The 15841-nt window shown below is 71.8% G+C and carries 16 protein-coding genes and 1 pseudogene; 9 read left to right on the top strand and 8 right to left on the bottom strand.

Annotation, left to right across the window (positions count from 1 at the left end; genetic code table 11):
- Positions 1-12 precede the first annotated feature (12 nt).
- Together ACTXG6_RS05665 and ACTXG6_RS05660 are read left to right on the top strand one after the other, a co-directional pair.
- A pseudogene (locus tag ACTXG6_RS05665) lies at positions 13-690 on the top strand (hypothetical protein); the annotation flags it as partial.
- The gene (locus tag ACTXG6_RS05660) at positions 624-842 is read left to right on the top strand and encodes a hypothetical protein (RefSeq protein WP_445189925.1); all 219 of its coding nucleotides are present in this window, start codon (positions 624-626) and stop codon (positions 840-842) included. The pseudogene ACTXG6_RS05665 and the gene ACTXG6_RS05660, both read left to right, overlap by 67 nt.
- A gap of 122 nt (positions 843-964) precedes the next feature.
- Here ACTXG6_RS05660 and ACTXG6_RS05655 read toward each other — a convergent pair whose 3' ends face one another.
- Complete coding sequence (locus ACTXG6_RS05655) at positions 965-1468, bottom strand: FxsA family protein (protein ID WP_445186701.1); 504 nt, start codon at positions 1466-1468, stop codon at positions 965-967.
- A gap of 121 nt (positions 1469-1589) precedes the next feature.
- Between ACTXG6_RS05655 and ACTXG6_RS05650 the strand changes: the two genes are divergently transcribed.
- Positions 1590-2429, top strand: coding sequence for an alpha/beta fold hydrolase (locus ACTXG6_RS05650; RefSeq protein WP_445186700.1), 840 nt, complete (start codon positions 1590-1592; stop codon positions 2427-2429).
- Positions 2430-2453: 24 nt separating this feature from the next.
- On the opposite strand, the gene ACTXG6_RS05645 is transcribed toward ACTXG6_RS05650, so the two are convergent.
- A complete protein-coding gene (locus tag ACTXG6_RS05645) occupies positions 2454-2906 on the bottom strand; it encodes a DUF4267 domain-containing protein (protein ID WP_445186699.1) in 453 nt (150 codons plus the stop codon).
- A gap of 87 nt (positions 2907-2993) precedes the next feature.
- Here ACTXG6_RS05645 and ACTXG6_RS05640 point away from each other — a divergent pair, with 87 nt between their 5' ends.
- Positions 2994-3557 (top strand): TetR/AcrR family transcriptional regulator, encoded by a 564-nt coding sequence (locus ACTXG6_RS05640; RefSeq protein WP_445186698.1) that lies wholly within the window; start codon positions 2994-2996, stop codon positions 3555-3557.
- Positions 3558-3651: 94 nt separating this feature from the next.
- Here the strand turns inward: ACTXG6_RS05640 and ACTXG6_RS05635 are convergent, their stop codons facing one another.
- The 4 genes from ACTXG6_RS05635 to ACTXG6_RS05620 all read right to left on the bottom strand — a co-directional run bounded on the left by ACTXG6_RS05635 (position 3652) and on the right by ACTXG6_RS05620 (position 7755).
- A complete protein-coding gene (locus ACTXG6_RS05635) occupies positions 3652-5076 on the bottom strand; it encodes a dihydrolipoamide acetyltransferase family protein (protein ID WP_445186697.1) in 1425 nt (474 codons plus the stop codon).
- A gap of 5 nt (positions 5077-5081) precedes the next feature.
- Positions 5082-6056, bottom strand: a complete 975-nt coding sequence (locus tag ACTXG6_RS05630; protein ID WP_445186696.1) for an alpha-ketoacid dehydrogenase subunit beta — start codon at positions 6054-6056, stop codon at positions 5082-5084.
- 3 nt (positions 6057-6059) lie between these two features.
- Positions 6060-7307 (bottom strand): thiamine pyrophosphate-dependent dehydrogenase E1 component subunit alpha, encoded by a 1248-nt coding sequence (locus tag ACTXG6_RS05625; protein WP_445186695.1) that lies wholly within the window; start codon positions 7305-7307, stop codon positions 6060-6062.
- Positions 7308-7473: 166 nt separating this feature from the next.
- Positions 7474-7755 carry an antitoxin gene (locus ACTXG6_RS05620; RefSeq protein WP_445186694.1) on the bottom strand — a complete coding sequence of 94 codons (282 nt, stop codon included), beginning with the start codon at positions 7753-7755 and terminating at the stop codon, positions 7474-7476.
- 101 nt (positions 7756-7856) lie between these two features.
- Here ACTXG6_RS05620 and ACTXG6_RS05615 point away from each other — a divergent pair, with 101 nt between their 5' ends.
- From ACTXG6_RS05615 to ACTXG6_RS05600, 4 genes are all read left to right on the top strand, one after another.
- Positions 7857-9440, top strand: a complete 1584-nt coding sequence (locus tag ACTXG6_RS05615) for an FMN-binding glutamate synthase family protein (protein WP_445186693.1) — start codon at positions 7857-7859, stop codon at positions 9438-9440.
- Positions 9441-9604: 164 nt separating this feature from the next.
- Positions 9605-10537 carry an ABC transporter substrate-binding protein gene (locus ACTXG6_RS05610; RefSeq protein WP_445186692.1) on the top strand — a complete coding sequence of 311 codons (933 nt, stop codon included), beginning with the start codon at positions 9605-9607 and terminating at the stop codon, positions 10535-10537.
- 7 nt (positions 10538-10544) lie between these two features.
- Positions 10545-11492 (top strand): amino acid ABC transporter permease, encoded by a 948-nt coding sequence (locus tag ACTXG6_RS05605; RefSeq protein WP_445186691.1) that lies wholly within the window; start codon positions 10545-10547, stop codon positions 11490-11492.
- A complete protein-coding gene (locus ACTXG6_RS05600; protein ID WP_445186690.1) occupies positions 11489-12295 on the top strand; it encodes an amino acid ABC transporter ATP-binding protein in 807 nt (268 codons plus the stop codon). Before ACTXG6_RS05605 ends, ACTXG6_RS05600 begins: the two co-directional genes overlap by 4 nt.
- 101 nt (positions 12296-12396) lie before the next feature.
- Here ACTXG6_RS05600 and ACTXG6_RS05595 read toward each other — a convergent pair whose 3' ends face one another.
- Positions 12397-12996 carry a peroxidase-related enzyme gene (locus ACTXG6_RS05595; protein WP_445186689.1) on the bottom strand — a complete coding sequence of 200 codons (600 nt, stop codon included), beginning with the start codon at positions 12994-12996 and terminating at the stop codon, positions 12397-12399.
- 99 nt (positions 12997-13095) lie between these two features.
- Between ACTXG6_RS05595 and ACTXG6_RS05590 the strand changes: the two genes are divergently transcribed.
- Entirely contained in the window at positions 13096-13431 is a 336-nt protein-coding gene (locus ACTXG6_RS05590; RefSeq protein ID WP_445186688.1) for a DUF3024 domain-containing protein, read from the top strand.
- A gap of 89 nt (positions 13432-13520) precedes the next feature.
- Here ACTXG6_RS05590 and ACTXG6_RS05585 read toward each other — a convergent pair whose 3' ends face one another.
- Entirely contained in the window at positions 13521-15734 is a 2214-nt protein-coding gene (locus ACTXG6_RS05585; protein WP_445186687.1) for a hypothetical protein, read from the bottom strand.
- Positions 15735-15841: the final 107 nt, after the last annotated feature.

Below are 15841 nucleotides of genomic sequence, written 5' to 3'. Positions count from 1 at the left end.
TCCGGGCTCGCTATGCCCATCTATCGCTTTCTACGGTCTGCGCTAGATCACCGAATACGGCGCTCAATACGGTGCTCGACAACCCCGGCAAAAACCGGCGGCCGGCGACTCGGCCCGGCTGCCACACTGGCCGGCGTGTTGCTGACGATCACCACCACCCACCGGCCGGCCGGCGACCTCGGCTACCTGCTGGGCAAACACCCGGACCGGGTGCACCGCGCCGAGCTGCCGTTCGGCATCGCCACGGTGTGCTTCCCGGAGCTGGGCGAGGCCGCGCCGACCGCCGCCCTGATCGTCGACGTCGACCCCGTCGCGCTGGCCCGGCGCACCGACGCCGCGCTGGCCGACACCGCCGCGGTGGCCGCCGTGCTCGCGGCCGCCGCCGCCCGGGGCGTCCCGGTGCGCGACGAGCTGGCCGCGGCACAGCCCAGGGTGGCCGACGCCGAGGGCTTCGACGCGGCGTGGCGGCGGTACGCGGGACTCGGCGAGCCGGTGCGGCTGGCCCCGTTCTGCGTGCTGGCCGGCGCCGGCGAGGTGTATGCGGAACGGCCGGTGGCCTGGCAGCTGGACGTACTGGACCGGCTGGTGGCGGCAGCGCCGGGCACGCTGGTCAGCACCGCCCGGTGCACCGTCACGCTGGCCGACCCGGCGTCCCGTGCGGCCGGCACGGCGTGGTGGCAGGCGCTGGTGGACGGCGGCGGCGTTCGCTGGCGCTGCGCGAGTACGCGTTCGGCCTGGAGGCGCTGCACCGGTTCGTGGCCGGCGAGCCGCTGTGGCGGGTGGACGAGGCGGTCGCCGCTGTGCTCGCCTGCGAGTCGGAGCCGGTGGATCCCCGGCTCTGACCCCTCGGCACCGCCCGCCGGCCCGGGGTCGCTACCGCCGTCTAGCGCTCTCTAGTCGCCGCGGTAGATCGTCGGATAGTGCGCTCGACAGCGGGGTCGACAGGCCGCCGGAGCCCGGGGGCTCAGCCCTCGATGACCCGGCCTTCGATGACCCGGGGCGGGCCGTCCGGGTAGCTGGACCGCTGAGCCGGACCAGCGGGGCCTGCCGGGCCCGAGCCGGGCACCACCTCGCCATCGATCACCGGCCCACCCGTGCGGATCCGGACCGTGCGCAGCCCGGGTGCCCGCCGCTCCGCCTCGCGCATCAGCCAGCGCCGGGCCAGCGCCCGGCTCGGCGGCAGCACGAGCAGCAGCCCGAGCAGGTCGCTCACCACGCCAGGTACCAGGATCAACAGTCCGGCCAGCCGGATCAGTGCGCCGTCGGTCACCTCGGTGTGTGCCGCCCGACCGCCACGCACCGCCTCAGCCATCGCCAGCGCAGCACGGGCACCCTCCCGCCGGACCAGCCACATCCCGAGGACGCCCCCGGCGATCATCAACAACAGCGTCCAGGCCAAGCCCAACCACGAGACGACCGCGACCAGCGCGACCAGCTCGATCACCACGTACAACCCGAACAGGCGCATCTCGGCCTCCCTCTACCTACTCAACGCACGAACACGCGCCGATGCTCCCGAGGCGGTGGTGACGTGCCGAATAGCCCATCAGGGCCGTGCCAAAACGCCGTTACTGTGAAAGTCTGGGTCGATGTCAGCCACCAAGGCACTCACCCGGGGCGAACTCCGGTTCGACGTCACCGTAGACGGCCCGCCGGACGGTGAGCCCGTTGTCCTGCTGCACGGCTGGCCACAGCACAGCGATAGCTGGGACGGCGTGGTCGCCGAGCTCACCGCCGCCGGTTATCGCACCGTCCGGATGGACCAGCGCGGCTACTCACCGGGCGCCCGCCCGCGCGGCCGGCGGGCATACCGGATCACCGGACTGGTCGCCGACGCCGCCGCGCTGATCGACGAGTTCTGCGGCGGCTCGGCGCACGTGGTCGGCCACGACTGGGGCGCGGGGGTGGCCTGGGGGCTCGCCGCCGAGCAGCCCGGCAAGGTCCGCAGCGTGACCGCGGTGTCGGTGCCGCACGTCGGCGCGTTCCTGCGCGCGATGGTGACCAGCCGCCAGGGGCTCAAGTCCTGGTACATGTTGTTCTTCCAGCTGCCCTGGCTGCCGGAGTGGCTGCTGCGCCGGTACCTGGCCCGCGTGTTGGTCCAGGGTGGGCAGTCCACCGAGCACGCCAACCGGGACGCGGCCGCGTTCGCCGAACCGGGCGCGATGACCGCGGCGCTGAACTGGTACCGGGCCATGCCACTGGTGGACCCGCGCCGCTCCGGCGAGCCCGTGCGTACGCCCACACTGTTCGTGTGGAGCGACGGCGACGCCTTCATCGACCGCCACGGCGTCGACCGGTGCGCCGACTACGTGCAGGGCCCGTACCAGCTCGAGATCCTGCACGGGGTCAGCCACTGGATCCCGGACGAGGTCCCCGAGCAGCTCAGCGCGCTGCTGCTGCCGCACCTCAAGCGCTGGTCCGCCGAGTAGTAGCCCCGTCGGACACACGCCCGCTCAGACACGCACCTCGTTCGGGCGCACCGACTCCGGGACGGGGCGCCGGGCCCCACGCAGCAGGGCGACCGCACCGGCGATCCCGACCGCGGCCGTCGCGCCGTGCACCCCGAACGCGACGGCCGCCGGGCCGCCGTGGGTCAGCACGATCACCGCGTCACCGATCGGGATGACGCACGCCGCCAGCATCGCGGCGCCCACCGAACGCCGCCGCTGCGCTCCCCGCCCTGTCGCCAGCAGCGCCAGCAGGACCAGCCCGGCGCCGATGTCCCGGACTCCCTTCACGTCCAGATAGGGGTCGGTGACCGGCGGCGGTTGCACCCCGAACCCGGCCGTCGCGGCCACCGGGTCCAGCAGGAACCGGGCGCCGATGGCGATGATGCCGACGCCGATCACCCCGGCCACCGCGTAGCCGAACTTCCTACCGGCACCGGTCGTACTGTCCTGGCTCATCCCTACCTCTTTCCTAGCGCCGCTAGCTGTCCTAGTAACGATAAGCGAAGCATCGCTCTTTTGTCTAGCAGTGCTAGTGTTCAGTCCATGGCCATCCAGCAACGCCGTGAGCGACAGCGCGCCGAGCGCCACCGGCTGATCCTGGACACCGCCCGGGAGATCGCCGAGACGGAAGGGTGGGACGCGGTCACCACCCGCCGCCTCGCCGAGCGCATCGAGTACAGCCAGCCGGTGCTCTACAGCCACTTCGCCGGCAAGGACGAGATCGTGGCGGCGGTCGCGCTCGAGGGGTTCGGTGAGCTCACCGCGTCCCTGCGCGCCGACGGGGCCGACCCGAGTGCCCGGCTGGCCGCGGTCGCCCATGGTTACCTGCGCTTCGCGGCCGACCACCCGGCCGTCTACGCGGCGATGTTCACCATGGACACGGCGTTGACGTTCGCCGACGCCGAGTCACCGGAGCCGCTGCGGGTCGCGTTCGAGGTGCTGCGCGAGGCCGTCGGCGGACACGGGGCCGAGCCCGACCTGGAGTCGCGCACCGAGCTGTTCTGGAGCACCCTGCACGGCCTGGCCACCCTCACTGCCGCCAACCGCCTGCGCCCCACCCACGCGGAGCAGCGCCTGTCTCTCCTGATCACCCAGCTCACGACCTGACCCCGGCTCGGCTCACACAGCTCCAGTGGCGCTCACACAGCGGCCCGGGCGGCTGTGTCGAGCCCGGGGAGCTGTGTGAGCCGCCGGGACCGCGCTAGTACGTCAGGGCCAGGCCGGGGTCGGCCAGGAGGGCGCCCACGTCGGCGAGGAACCGGGAGCCCTGTTCGCCGTCCACCACGCGGTGGTCGAACGACAGCGCGAGCTGGCAGACCGTGCGCACCGCCAGCTGCCCGTCGACCACCCAGGGGGCCTGCTTCACCGCGCCGAGCGCCAGGATCGCCGACTCGCCGGGGTTCAGGATCGGCGTACCGGTGTCCACCCCGAACACCCCGACGTTGGTGATCGTGAACGTGCCGCCGAGCATCTCCGCCGGCGACGTCTTGCCGGCCCGCGCGGTCACGGTGAGCTCGCCGAGCGCCTCGGCCAGCTCGCGCAGGGACAGCGTGTCCGCGTCCCGGATCTTCGGCACCACGAGCCCGCGCGGGGTGGCCGCCGCGATGCCCAGCTGCACGTGGTCGTAGTAGACGATCTCCTGCGCGGCGTCGTCCCAGCTCGCGTTGACCTCCGGGGTCCGCCGGGCGGCCAGGCAGACCGCCTTCGCGGCGAACGTCAGCGGGCTCAGCTTGACGCCGGAGAACGCCGCCGACGCCCGCAGCCGGTCCCGCAGCTCGATCATCGGCGTGACGTCCACCGCGAGGAACTCGGTGACGTGTGGGGCGGTGAACGCGCTGCTCACCATGGCCGAGGCGGTCGCCTTGCGGACACCCTTGATCGGCACCCGCCGTTCGCCGCCGGTGCCGCCCGACGCGGGCGCCGGTGCCGCGGTGGCGCCGTTGGCCGCCGGTGCGCCGCCGAGGCGGACGTCGTCGCGGGTTATCACGCCGTTCGGCCCGCTGCCGGTGACCGCGCTCAGGTCGATGCCGAGCTCTCTGGCCAGCTTGCGCACCGGCGGTTTGGCCAGTGGCACCAGCTTTGGCGACGGCTCGATGGCCAGCGGGGTCGAATTGGCGGGCGGCGTCGAAACGGCGGGCGGGGTCGAAACGGCGGGCGCGGCGGCCGATTCGGTGTGCTGAGAGTCCCGACTCGGTGTGCTGGGAGCCCCGACTCGCGGGGTGCGGGGACGGCGGGTGACCGAGCCGGGTTTCGGTCCGTAGCCGACCAGGTTGGCGATGCGGCCGTCCACGCCCGGCTCGCCGATCTTCGCGCCGGCCGGTTCGGCGGCGGCCTCGACCGCGGCGGCGACCGGTTCCGCGGGGGCCGGTGCGCCGGCTGGCTCGTCGGCGCCGTCGCTGATCGCGATGATCGGCGAGCCCACCTCGACAGTGATCCCGGGCTCGACCAGCAGCGCGGCCACCGTGCCGGCGTACGGCGAGGGCAGCTCCACCGCCGCCTTGGCCGTCTCGATCTCCACGATGATCTGGTTCACTGTCACCGTGTCGCCCACCGCGACGTGCCAGGACAGGATCTCCGCCTCGGTCAGCCCCTCGCCGACATCCGGCATGTTGAACACCTGACGCATCCGACTCACCAGGCCAGCGAGCGGTCGACGGCGTCCAGTACCCGGTCCAGGTCGGGCAGGAACTCGTCCTCGCACTTGGACGGGGGGTACGGCGTGTCGAAGCCGGTCACCCGCAGCACCGGCGCCTCGAGTGAGTAGAAGCAGTCCTGCTGCACCTTGGCGGCCACCTCGGCGGCCACCGACACCTCCGACGGCGCCTCCGCGACCACCACCAGCCGCCCGGTGCGCCGCACCGAGTCGTACACCGGGTCCAGGTCCAGCGGGGACAGCGTGCGCAGGTCGATCACCTCGAGCTCGTGGCCGTCGGCGCGCGCGGCCTCGGCGGCGTCCAGGCAGGTGCGCACCATCGGCCCGTAGGTCGCCAGGGTCAGCGTCGAACCGGTCCGCAGCACCCTCGAGGTGAACAGCGGGGCCGGCGGGATGTCGTAGTCGATCTCGGCCTTCTCCCAGTACCGCCGCTTCGGCTCGAAGAAGATCACCGGATCGTCCGAGGCGATGGCCTGCTGGATCATCCAGTAGGCGTCCACCGGGTTGCCGCAGGCGACCACCTTGAGGCCGGCGACGTGCGCGAACAGCGACTCCGGCGACTCCGAGTGGTGCTCCACGGCGCCGATGCCACCGCCGAACGGGATCCGCACCACGACCGGCACCGGCACCCGCCCCTGCGAGCGGTAGTGCAGCTTGGCCAACTGGGACACGATCTGGTCGAACCCGGGGAACACGAAGCCGTCGAACTGGATCTCGCAGACCGGGCGGAAGCCGCGGATGGCCAGGCCGATCGCGGTGCCGATGATCCCCGACTCGGCGAGCGGGGTGTCCAGCACGCGCTGCTCGCCGAAGTCCTTCTGCAGCCCGTCGGTGATCCGGAACACGCCGCCGAGCTTTCCGACGTCCTCACCCATCACCAGGACCTTCGGGTCCCGCTCCATCGCCGCGCGCAACCCGTTGTTGAGCGCCTTCGCCATCGTCACGCCTGCCATCGCTCAGGCCTCCTCGGCGCTGATGCTCGAACCCGCAAGCGGTTCTTCGGCGCTGATGCTCGAACCCGCAAGCGGTTCTTCGGGCGCTTGGAACGACGCGTGGTACGCCAGATATTCGTCCCGCTGCCTGTCCCACACCGGCGCGGACTCGGCGTAGACCTCGGAGAACATGCGCTCCGGCCCGGGCTGCGGCATGGCAACGCAGTAGGCCCGGAACCGGGCGGCCAACTCGTCGGACTCGGCCGCGATCCCGTCGAAGAAGTCCTGGCCGACCTGGTGCTCGCGGACCAGGTTGACGCGCAGCCGCTCGATCGGGTCCTTCAGCTTCCACAGCTCCAGCTCGTCGCTGAGCCGGTACCGGGACGGGTCATCGGAGGTGGTGTGCGCGTCCATCCGGTAGGTGAACGCCTCGATCAGCACCGGTCCGTTGCCGGTGCGGCACTCCTCGAGCGCCCACCGGGTGACCGCGAGGGTGGCCAGCACGTCGTTGCCGTCCACCCGGATACCGGGGAAGCCGTAGCCCCTGGCGCGCTGGTAGAGCGGCACCCGGGTCTGGCGCTCCAGCGGCTCGGAGATGGCCCACTGGTTGTTCTGGCAGAAGAAGACCACCGGCGCGTCGTAGACCGCCGACCACACGAAGCCCTCGTGCACGTCGCCCTGGGAGGTGGCGCCGTCGCCGAAGAAGCAGATCGTCGCCTCCCCGGTCGACGCCTCGCCGACCTTGCCGTCGAAGCGCTGGCCCATGGCGTAGCCGGTCGCGTTCAGGCACTGGTTGCCGATCACGATGGTGTACAGGTGGAAGCCCGTCTCGGCGGGATCCCAGCTGCCCTGGTCGGTGCCGCGGAAGATGCCGAGCAGCTCGGTGGGGTCGATACCCCGACACCACGCCACACCGTGCTCGCGGTAGCTGGGGAACGCCATGTCCCGCGCCGCCATCGCCCGGCCGGCGCCGATCTGGGCGGCCTCCTGGCCCAGCAGCGGCACCCAGATGCCGAGCTGGCCCTGCCGCTGCAGCGCGTTGGCCTCCCGGTCCACCCGGCGGACCAGCACCATGTCCCGGTAGAACGCCTTGAGGCCGTCCACGTCGATGTCGGTCAGGTAATGGTCGAACCGGGGCTCGGCCACCCGCACCCCCTCCGGGGTGAGCACCTGAACCAGGTCCTCGCCACCTTCGACGGTGGCGTGCAGGCCGGCGATGACCTGCTGCGGAGTGGGGTCAGGCTCGACAAAACCGGGCCACGACGACGGCATGGCGGCTCCTCGTGCTCAGGTCCCCAAGCCGCTTGTGGCGGCCCGGGGCACATCGGCAGCGAACGGGCCGGCGACCCGGTGGGGGCGCCGGCCGCCCGTCCGGATGGACGGGCTCGCTATCGACATCGTGGCATGAGCCGCCTCGGGCGGCATCGCCCGCGCGGATTCAGCCGCGCTTGTAGGGGGTCGGCGGGGCCGGGCGCGGCTCCGGGGGGGTGATGACCGCCTGTGCGGTGAGCGGCGGCTCCGGCGCGGCGTAGCCACCGAGGTCGGCGAGCTTGCGCCTGGCCGACTCGATCTGACCGTGGTACTTGCCGCCGGTGCGCTGGTCGGCGAACGAGGCTGCCTTCTCGGTCAGCTCACGGGCCTTCTGGGGGTTCTTCTGGGCATAGCGGCGCGCGGCCTCTGCGGCCACTCCAAGCGCAGCCAGCTTCCGGATCAACGACATGGCGAGTCCCTTCTGCTGTCGGCCTGACAACGTACCGAACCACTCTCCAGGTTCCGGCGTGCGCACCGGCGGATGTATCGGCCATCGCTTAGCCTCGCGCTGTGACCCGTTTCACCTATCTCGGCGGCATCGCGCTCCTCGCGCTGGCCACCCTCGGGCTCTCCGTCGCGCTCAGTCCCTGGTGGTGGCTGGCCGCCGGGCCGCTGCTGGCACTGACCGGGCTCGGCGTGTACGACCTGCTCCAGCGCGACCACTCGATCCTGCGCAACTACCCGGTCGTCGGGCATCTGCGCTTCCTGATGGAAGAGATCCGGCCGGAGATCCAGCAGTACTTCATCGAGCGGAACACCGACGGCCGCCCGTTCGACCGGGAGGTCCGCTCGCTGGTCTACCAGCGCGCGAAAGCGACCGAGGCGGAGCAGCCGTTCGGCACCGAGCGGGAGGTGTACGAGGTCGGCTACGAGCACTTCGTGCACGCCATGTGCCCGCTGCCGACGCCGGAGCAGCCACCCCGGGTGCGGATCGGCGGACCGGACTGCCGCCAGCCGTACGACATGGCGCTGCTCAACGTGTCCGCGATGTCGTTCGGGTCACTGTCCTCGAACGCGATCCTGGCCCTGAACTCCGGCGCGGCCCGGGGCGGGTTCGCGCACGACACCGGCGAGGGCGGGCTGTCCGAGTACCACCTGCGGCCCGGCGGCGACCTGGTGTGGGAGATCGGGACCGGGTACTTCGGCTGCCGCACCGACGACGGCGGCTTCGACGAGTCGAAGTTCGCCGCGAAGGCCGCCAACCCGGCGGTGCGCTGCGTGTCGCTGAAGCTGTCCCAGGGCGCCAAGCCGGGGCTCGGCGGTGTACTGCCGGGGCCGAAGGTGAACGCCGAGATCGCCAGCGTGCGCGGCGTGCCGCAAGGGGTGACGGTGATCTCGCCGCCCGCGCACAAGGTGTTCTCCACGCCGGTCGGGCTGATCGAGTTCCTGGTCCGGATCCGCGAGCTGTCCGACGGCAAGCCGGTCGGCTTCAAGCTCTGCGTCGGCTCGCGGCGCGACGTGCTCGCGGTGTGCAAGGCGATGATCGAGGTCGGCACCGCCCCGGACTTCATCATCGTGGACGGCTCGGAGGGCGGCACCGGCGCCGCGCCGCTGGAGTTCCTGGACCACATCGGCACGCCGCTCACCGAGGGGCTGATCACGCTGCACAACGCGCTGGTCGGCACCGGGTTGCGGGACCGGGTCAAGATCGGCGCGTCCGGCAAGGTCTCCAGCGGGTCGGACATCGTGAAGCGGCTGATCCAGGGCGCGGACTACACCAACGCGGCCAGGGCGATGATGTTCGCGGTGGGCTGTATCCAGGCGCAGAAGTGTCACACCAACCTCTGCCCGGTCGGGGTGGCCACCCAGGACGCCCGGCGGGCCCGCGCGCTGGACGTGGCGGACAAGTCGGAGCGGGTGGAGCAGTTCCAGCGCGCCACGGTGCGCAGCGCGACCCAGATCATGGCCTCGATCGGCGTGCACGACCCGGACGAGCTGCGGCCGCACATGCTGCGCCGCCGGGTGACGCCCACCGAGATGCGCAGCTACGCCGAGCTGTACGAGTGGCTGCGCCCGGGCGAGCTGCTGGCCGAGCCGCCGGAGGGCTGGGTGCACGACTGGAAGGCCGCCGACCCGTCCAGGTTCACCGCCTGAGCGCCGCGAGACCCGCTAACCGACACCGCCGCCTTCGGCCATCCGGGCCGGAGCCATCCGCCGACCGCATCGGTTCGGCGACTGATCGAGTCAAACGCTTACCTCAATCGGGGCAGGTTTGGCACGATGCGGTGAATTCCTGAGCTGAACCTGAGGAGACGACCGTGATCCGCCGTACCCACACCCGCGCGCTTGCCCTGCTCGGCCTCTCGGCGTCGGTGGTGGTGCTCGCCGCCTGCGGGGCGGGCGGCAGCGGCGCCCCGAGCCCGGGCGGTGCGGCTCCGTCGGACGCGCCAGCGGCCGCCAAGGACGACGCGCTGGCCAAGCTGGTGCCGGCGGGCGTGGCGTCCGACGGCAAGCTGGTGATCGGCAGCGACGCCTCGTACCCGCCCAACGAGTTCTACGACACCGACGGCCAGACCTTCGTCGGGATGGACGTCGACCTCGGCAAGGCCGTCGCGCAGAAGCTCGGGCTCACCGCCGAGTTCCAGAACAGCGCGTTCGGCGCGATCCTGCTGGGCATCGGGTCGGACAAGTACGAGCTGGGCATGTCCTCGTTCACCATCAACGCCGAGCGCGAGAAGTCCGTCGACCTGGTCAGCTACTTCAACGCCGGCACCAAGGCGGCGGTGCTGAAGGGCAACCCGGACCACCTCACCCTCGACGACCTCTGCGGCAAGGCGGTCGGCACGCAGAAGGACACCGTCCAGGAGGAGGACGTCACCGCGCGCAGCAAGAAGTGCCAGGCCGAGGGCAAGGCGCCGATCGCGCTGACCGCGCTGCAGGCCCAGACCGACGTGACGCTGGCACTGACCTCCAAGCGGATCGCGGCCATGCTGGCCGACTCGCCGGTGGTGAACTACGCGGTGATCCAGACCAACGGCCAGCTCGAGCAGCTGGGCAACCAGTACGAGGCCGCGCCGTACGGCATCGCGCTGAAGAAGGGCCAGGGCGACTTCACCAAGGCGGTCCAGGGCGCGGTGCAGGCACTGATCGAGGACGGCAGCTACGGCAAGATCGTGACCAAGTGGAACGGCGCGAGCGGTACCGACAGCGCGATCAAGACCGCGCAGATCAACCCCGACACCGGACAGTGAGCGAGCGGTGACCACACAGACAGATCCCGGCCCGCCGGTCGGCTCGGCCCCCACCGGGGCCGCGCCGATCAAGGCGGTGCCGGTGCGCCACCCGGGTCGCTGGGCCTCGGTGGCGGTGCTCGCGGTGCTGGCCGCGATGTTGGTGAACGCGATCCTCACCAACCCCCGGTTCAACTGGCCGGTGGTCGGCCAGTTCGCATTCTCCGACGTGGTACTCAGCGGGCTGCGCAACACCCTGCTGCTGACCCTGCTGGCGATGGCGATCGGCGCGGTGGGCGGGCTGATCCTCGCGGTCATGCGGCTGTCCCCGAACCCGGTGCTCTCCAGCGTCGCCGGCGGCTACATCTGGTTCTTCCGGGGCACCCCGGTGATCACCCAGCTGGTCTTCTGGAACTTCCTGGCCAGCCTGTTCCCCACCCTCGGGCTGGGCATCCCGTTCGGGCCGGAGTTCGTCACCTTCGACACCAACAAGCTGATCGTGCAGTTCACCGCCTGCCTGCTCGGGTTGGGGCTGAACGAGGCCGCGTACATGGCGGAGATCGTCCGCGGCGGCATCAACTCGGTGGAGCACGGGCAGACCGAGGCGGCCAGCGCGCTCGGCATGTCCCGCCCGCAGGCGCTGCGCCGGGTGGTGCTGCCGCAGGCCATGCGGGTGATCATCCCGCCGACCGGCAACGAGACCATCTCGATGCTGAAGACGACCTCGCTGGTCGTGGTGATCGGCTACTTCGAGCTGCAGACCGCCGTGCAGTCCATCTACTCGCGGAACTTCCAACCGGTCCCGCTGCTGATCGTGGCCGCGCTCTGGTACCTGGTGCTCACCTCGGTGCTCTCGGTCGGGCAGATGTACCTGGAGCGCTACTACGGCCGCGGCACCGGCTTCCCGGGCGCGGAGCCGGTCGGGATGCGCGCCCGGTTCGGATTCGGTCGACCCAAGAGCGGAGCCGACACATGAGCACTCAGCCGGACACCGGTGCCGACACCCCGGCCGACACCGAGCAACCGATGGTCAAGGCCGAGCAGGTGTGCAAGAGCTTCGGCTCCAACCAGGTGCTGCGCGGCATCGACCTGCAGGTTCAGCCGCGCGAGGTGATGTGCATCATCGGGCCGTCCGGCTCGGGCAAGTCGACGTTCCTGCGCTGCATCAACCACCTGGACAAGGTCAGTGCCGGGCGGCTGTGGGTGGACGGGCAGCTCGTCGGCTACCGGGAGCACGGCGGCAAGCTGCACGAGCTGCGCGAGTCCGAGGTGGCCCGGCAGCGCCGCGACATCGGCATGGTGTTCCAGCGGTTCAACCTGTTCCCGCACCGCACCGCCGCCGAGAACATCATGGAGGCGCCGGTGACGGTCCGCGGCGACTCCCGCTCGGCGGCCCGGGAGCAGGCCCGCGAGCTGCTGGAGCGGGTCGGGCTGGGGGACAAGGTCGACGCCTACCCGGCGGCGCTGTCCGGCGGGCAGCAGCAACGGGTGGCGATCGCGCGCGCCCTGGCCATGCGGCCGAAGCTGATGCTGTTCGACGAGCCGACCTCGGCGCTGGACCCGGAGCTCGTCGGCGACGTGCTCGCGGTGATGCGCGGGCTCGCCGAGGACGGCATGACGATGGTCGTGGTGACCCACGAGATGGGCTTCGCCCGCGAGGTCGGCGACTCACTGGTGTTCATGGACGGCGGCGTGATCGTCGAGGCCGGCAAACCCCGCGACGTGATCACCAACCCGGTCCACCAGCGCACCCAAACGTTCCTGTCGAAGGTGCTCTGATCCGGCCGGCACAGACCCACCCCGGGCCGCACAGAGCCTGCAAGGTCTGTGCGAGCGGCGGTGGGTCTGTGCCGCCGAGAGGGTACGGCGGCGGTACCGGGTCAGCGGGGCAGGCGGCCCATCAGGAAGAACTCGGGGTTGGGGCGCAGTGCGGTGAGGTGGGCCAGCCGGTTGGACATCGCGAACAGCGCGGTGATCGAGCCGATGTCCCAGATCTCGTCGTCGGTCAGGCCGGCGTCCCGGGCGGCCTCCAGGTCCTCGTCGCGCAGGCTGGCCGAGTCGGTGGCGATCTGCAGCGCCAGGTCCACGATGGCGCGCCGCCGATCGTCCAGCACCACGCTGTACGGGTTCGCCGACACGTGGTCGGCCAGCTCCGGGTCCTTGCTGCGCACCCGCAGGATCGCGCCGTGCGCCACGACGCAGTACGTGCAGTGGTTCGCCCCGGAGGTGGCCACCACGATCAGCTCCCGCTCGGCCGCCGACAGCGTCGGGTCGTCCTCGCCGGGGGTCATGAGCGCGTCGTGGTAGTCCAGGAACGCGCGCAGCTCGGCCGGCCGCCGCCCCAGTGCCCGGAAGATGTTCGGCACGAAACCGGACTTCTCCGCGATGGCCTCGATCCGCTGCCGCAGGTCGTCCGGCAGGTCAGCGGGTTCGACGACGCCGAAGCGGCTCACCGGGCGGTCGGTCTCAGGCGCACTCATGGGCCCGGACACTAGCCCCGCACCCGTCACCCGGCACGGCGCTCCCAGTCAGCGGGATGGTCGATCGCGCCCGGACCGCGTACCAGGGATCATGAACCGATGGCCGTGCCCAAGGAGTACCAGGCGTTGTTCAGCCGCTGGTGCGCCGATCGCGTTCCCGGGCACGCTCGTGCCAGTCTGCAGATCGGCTACACCATCCACGGTGACCGGGTGACCATCATGGAGCGGCGGCCGCCGGCGTTCCCCGAACTGGGCTCGGCGTGGTCCTCCGTGCACGTTGCGCAGCTGCGCTACAACGATCCCGAGCAGGGCCTGTGGCGGATCTACCACCGGGTCGGCGAAGGCTGGCGGCGCTACGACCACCCGCCGAACGCCGGGCCCGAACCGCTGCTCGCCGAGATCGTCGAGGACCCGCTGTTCGTGTTCTGGGGCTGAGCGGGCCCCCGCGCAGGCGGCACTGGCGGCGGAGGCGGCACTGGCGGCACTGAGCGGGGCGGCCCGGGCTGGGCCGCCCCACCAACGCGTCAGTTCTGGTCGCGCCCGCCGGCCGACTCGACCGCCCGGGCCACGATGCCCAGCGGCAGGACCACGTACTCCGTCTCGGCCTCCGCCGGCTCGGTGTTCTCCGCCGACTCGGCCTGCCGGTGCGCACTGCCGCGCTCGGCACGCCTGATCGACGGGTCGGACTCCTCGACCGGAGCCTCCCGCTGAGCTGGCATGGTGAACGGCTGGCTGGCCGCCGGTACCTCGGTCGGCGGGTTGGAGAACTCGTCCGGCGCGTCGCTCAGTGGTGGCGGCGGTACCTCGGTGACACCGGCCGGGGGCGCCGGCATCTCGACGTAGGCCACCGGGGCCGGCGGCTTCTCGACCGGTGGCGCCACCGGCTCGGCCGGCTCGGCGGGAGCCTCGGCCCCGGCCGCGACGATCACCGGGACGGCGGCCCGGCGCAGCGTGCTCAGCACGGTGTCCGCCGCGCTGGGCGGCCCGGGCAGCGGCGCGGCGGCAAAACCACCGGATACCGCGAGCAGCCGGGGCGCCGCGGCCGCAACGAGCAGGTTCTCAGTGCCCAGCGACCCGGCACCGAGTAGCAGCACGAGGTCGGCGGTGTCGGCTTCCGGAAGCTCCTCGAGCAGCTCGTCCAGCAGCACGAACCGGGCGGTGCCCTGGGTGAACCGCCGCGGCCCGACCTGTTCCCAGAGCTCGGCGAGGCGGGGCACGGCCGTGCGCAGCCGCCCCAGCAGCTCGACCTGTCGTCGCTGGTCGGCGTACTCCCTGCGGGCGGCGGCCAGCACGTCCAGCGCGTCCAGGTAGGCGGGCAGGTTGATCGAGAGCAGGGCAGAGATCAGCACGCCGAACTCGGGGGCGGCGTCCTGGCTCGGCATCGAGCGCTCCAGCCGGTTGGCCATCCCGATCAGCCGGTCCCGCGCCTGGTTCATCCCGCCGGTGCCACCGGACTCCACGATGGTCCGCGCGACCTGTTCGGTGGTCATCAGGTCGGGCACGGTCACCGGGCTGTCGTGGTGGACGAACAACACCTCGTGCCGCAGGTGCTCGGCGGCCCTGGCGGCCTCCTCGACCCGGTCCAGCTGACGGTTCAGCTCGGCCACCGCCGGCACGTTCCTCGGCTCGGGCACCCGCAGCCGCCGGCACAGCTCGCCGATCTCGTCCATCGACTCGATCAGCTCGACGAACGCCAGCGCCTGGTGCAGCACCGTGGAGTCCTTCAGCGGCACCCCGTCCAGGCGCAGGTGGCGCAGCACCGGCTGCACGGCGCGCTGCTGCGGCGAGCGGAAGTACACCCGGGCCCGGCCACCGGAGTCCAGGTAGGTGACGTAGCTGCGCAGCTGCTCGACCGAACCGGGGGGCAGCGTGCCGACGACGGCCATCTGGTCGCCGGCGTCGCGCAGCTTGTCGGCGGCCAGCACCACGTCGGTCGTGCGCCGCAGCAACCTGTCGAACGGCTCGCGGTCGGAGCCGAACAGCACCCGCTCCAGCAACGCCCTCCCCCAGCGGGCGTCACCGGCCGGGTCCATCGCGCGCAGTGTGCTCTGGCAACGCCTTGCGGTCTCCAACAGCGCCGCTAATCGCTCCGCCGGCATCCCGCCGAGCAGCTCGGGCAGCATGTCCACGCCGTCCCGGGGCGGGTAGCCCCGGCCGCCGGCCGACCGGCACAGCGCGGCGACCTGATCGGCGCCAGGTACCAGGTTCGGGTGCGGCAGGATCTGGTCCAGGCGCAGCCGTCGACTGGGTGTGGCGGTGACCAGGAGCGACCGCAGCTCGCGCAGCTCGGTGTCGGACAGCGGCGGCGGTGCGTCCAGGCAGACGCCCTGCAGTGACTCGGGCAGGGCCGCCCGCACCGCGGCGAGCGCCTCGGCGTCCGAACCGCTGACCAGTACCCGCTTGCCGTCGGCGAGGACGGCGGCCAGGTTCTCCGCCACCTGGGCGGGATTCGGCGCGTCCAGTACGGCGCACGGGTAGCGGTGGACCACGTCCACCACCTCGCCCGGCTCGCCGGCCGGCAGCCGCTGCGGCGGCACCGCGCCGCCCGCCGGGGCCAGTACCTCGGACAGCCTGTACAGCCCGATCGGGGTCTCCCCGGCCGCGCCTCGGCGTCGGATCTCCGCTGCCGCGTGTGCCGGCGCGCCGTCCTCGACGGCGTGCGCGGTCAACTCAGCAACGAGTTCCTTCGCTGGGTCCTCGGTGAGGTCGGAGTGTTCCGACGCTCCCAGATCCAACACAGTTGGTCACCTCCGGCTGGCCAGGGTAGGCCCGCGACTGCGGTCACATCATGTATCGGACGATCGGCGAAAACGTTCCACCGTTCAGCCCAATATTTTTCCGGAGG

The organism is Pseudonocardia sp. Cha107L01, assembly GCF_052566575.1.
This window is presented reverse-complemented; position numbering and strand designations above follow the sequence as displayed.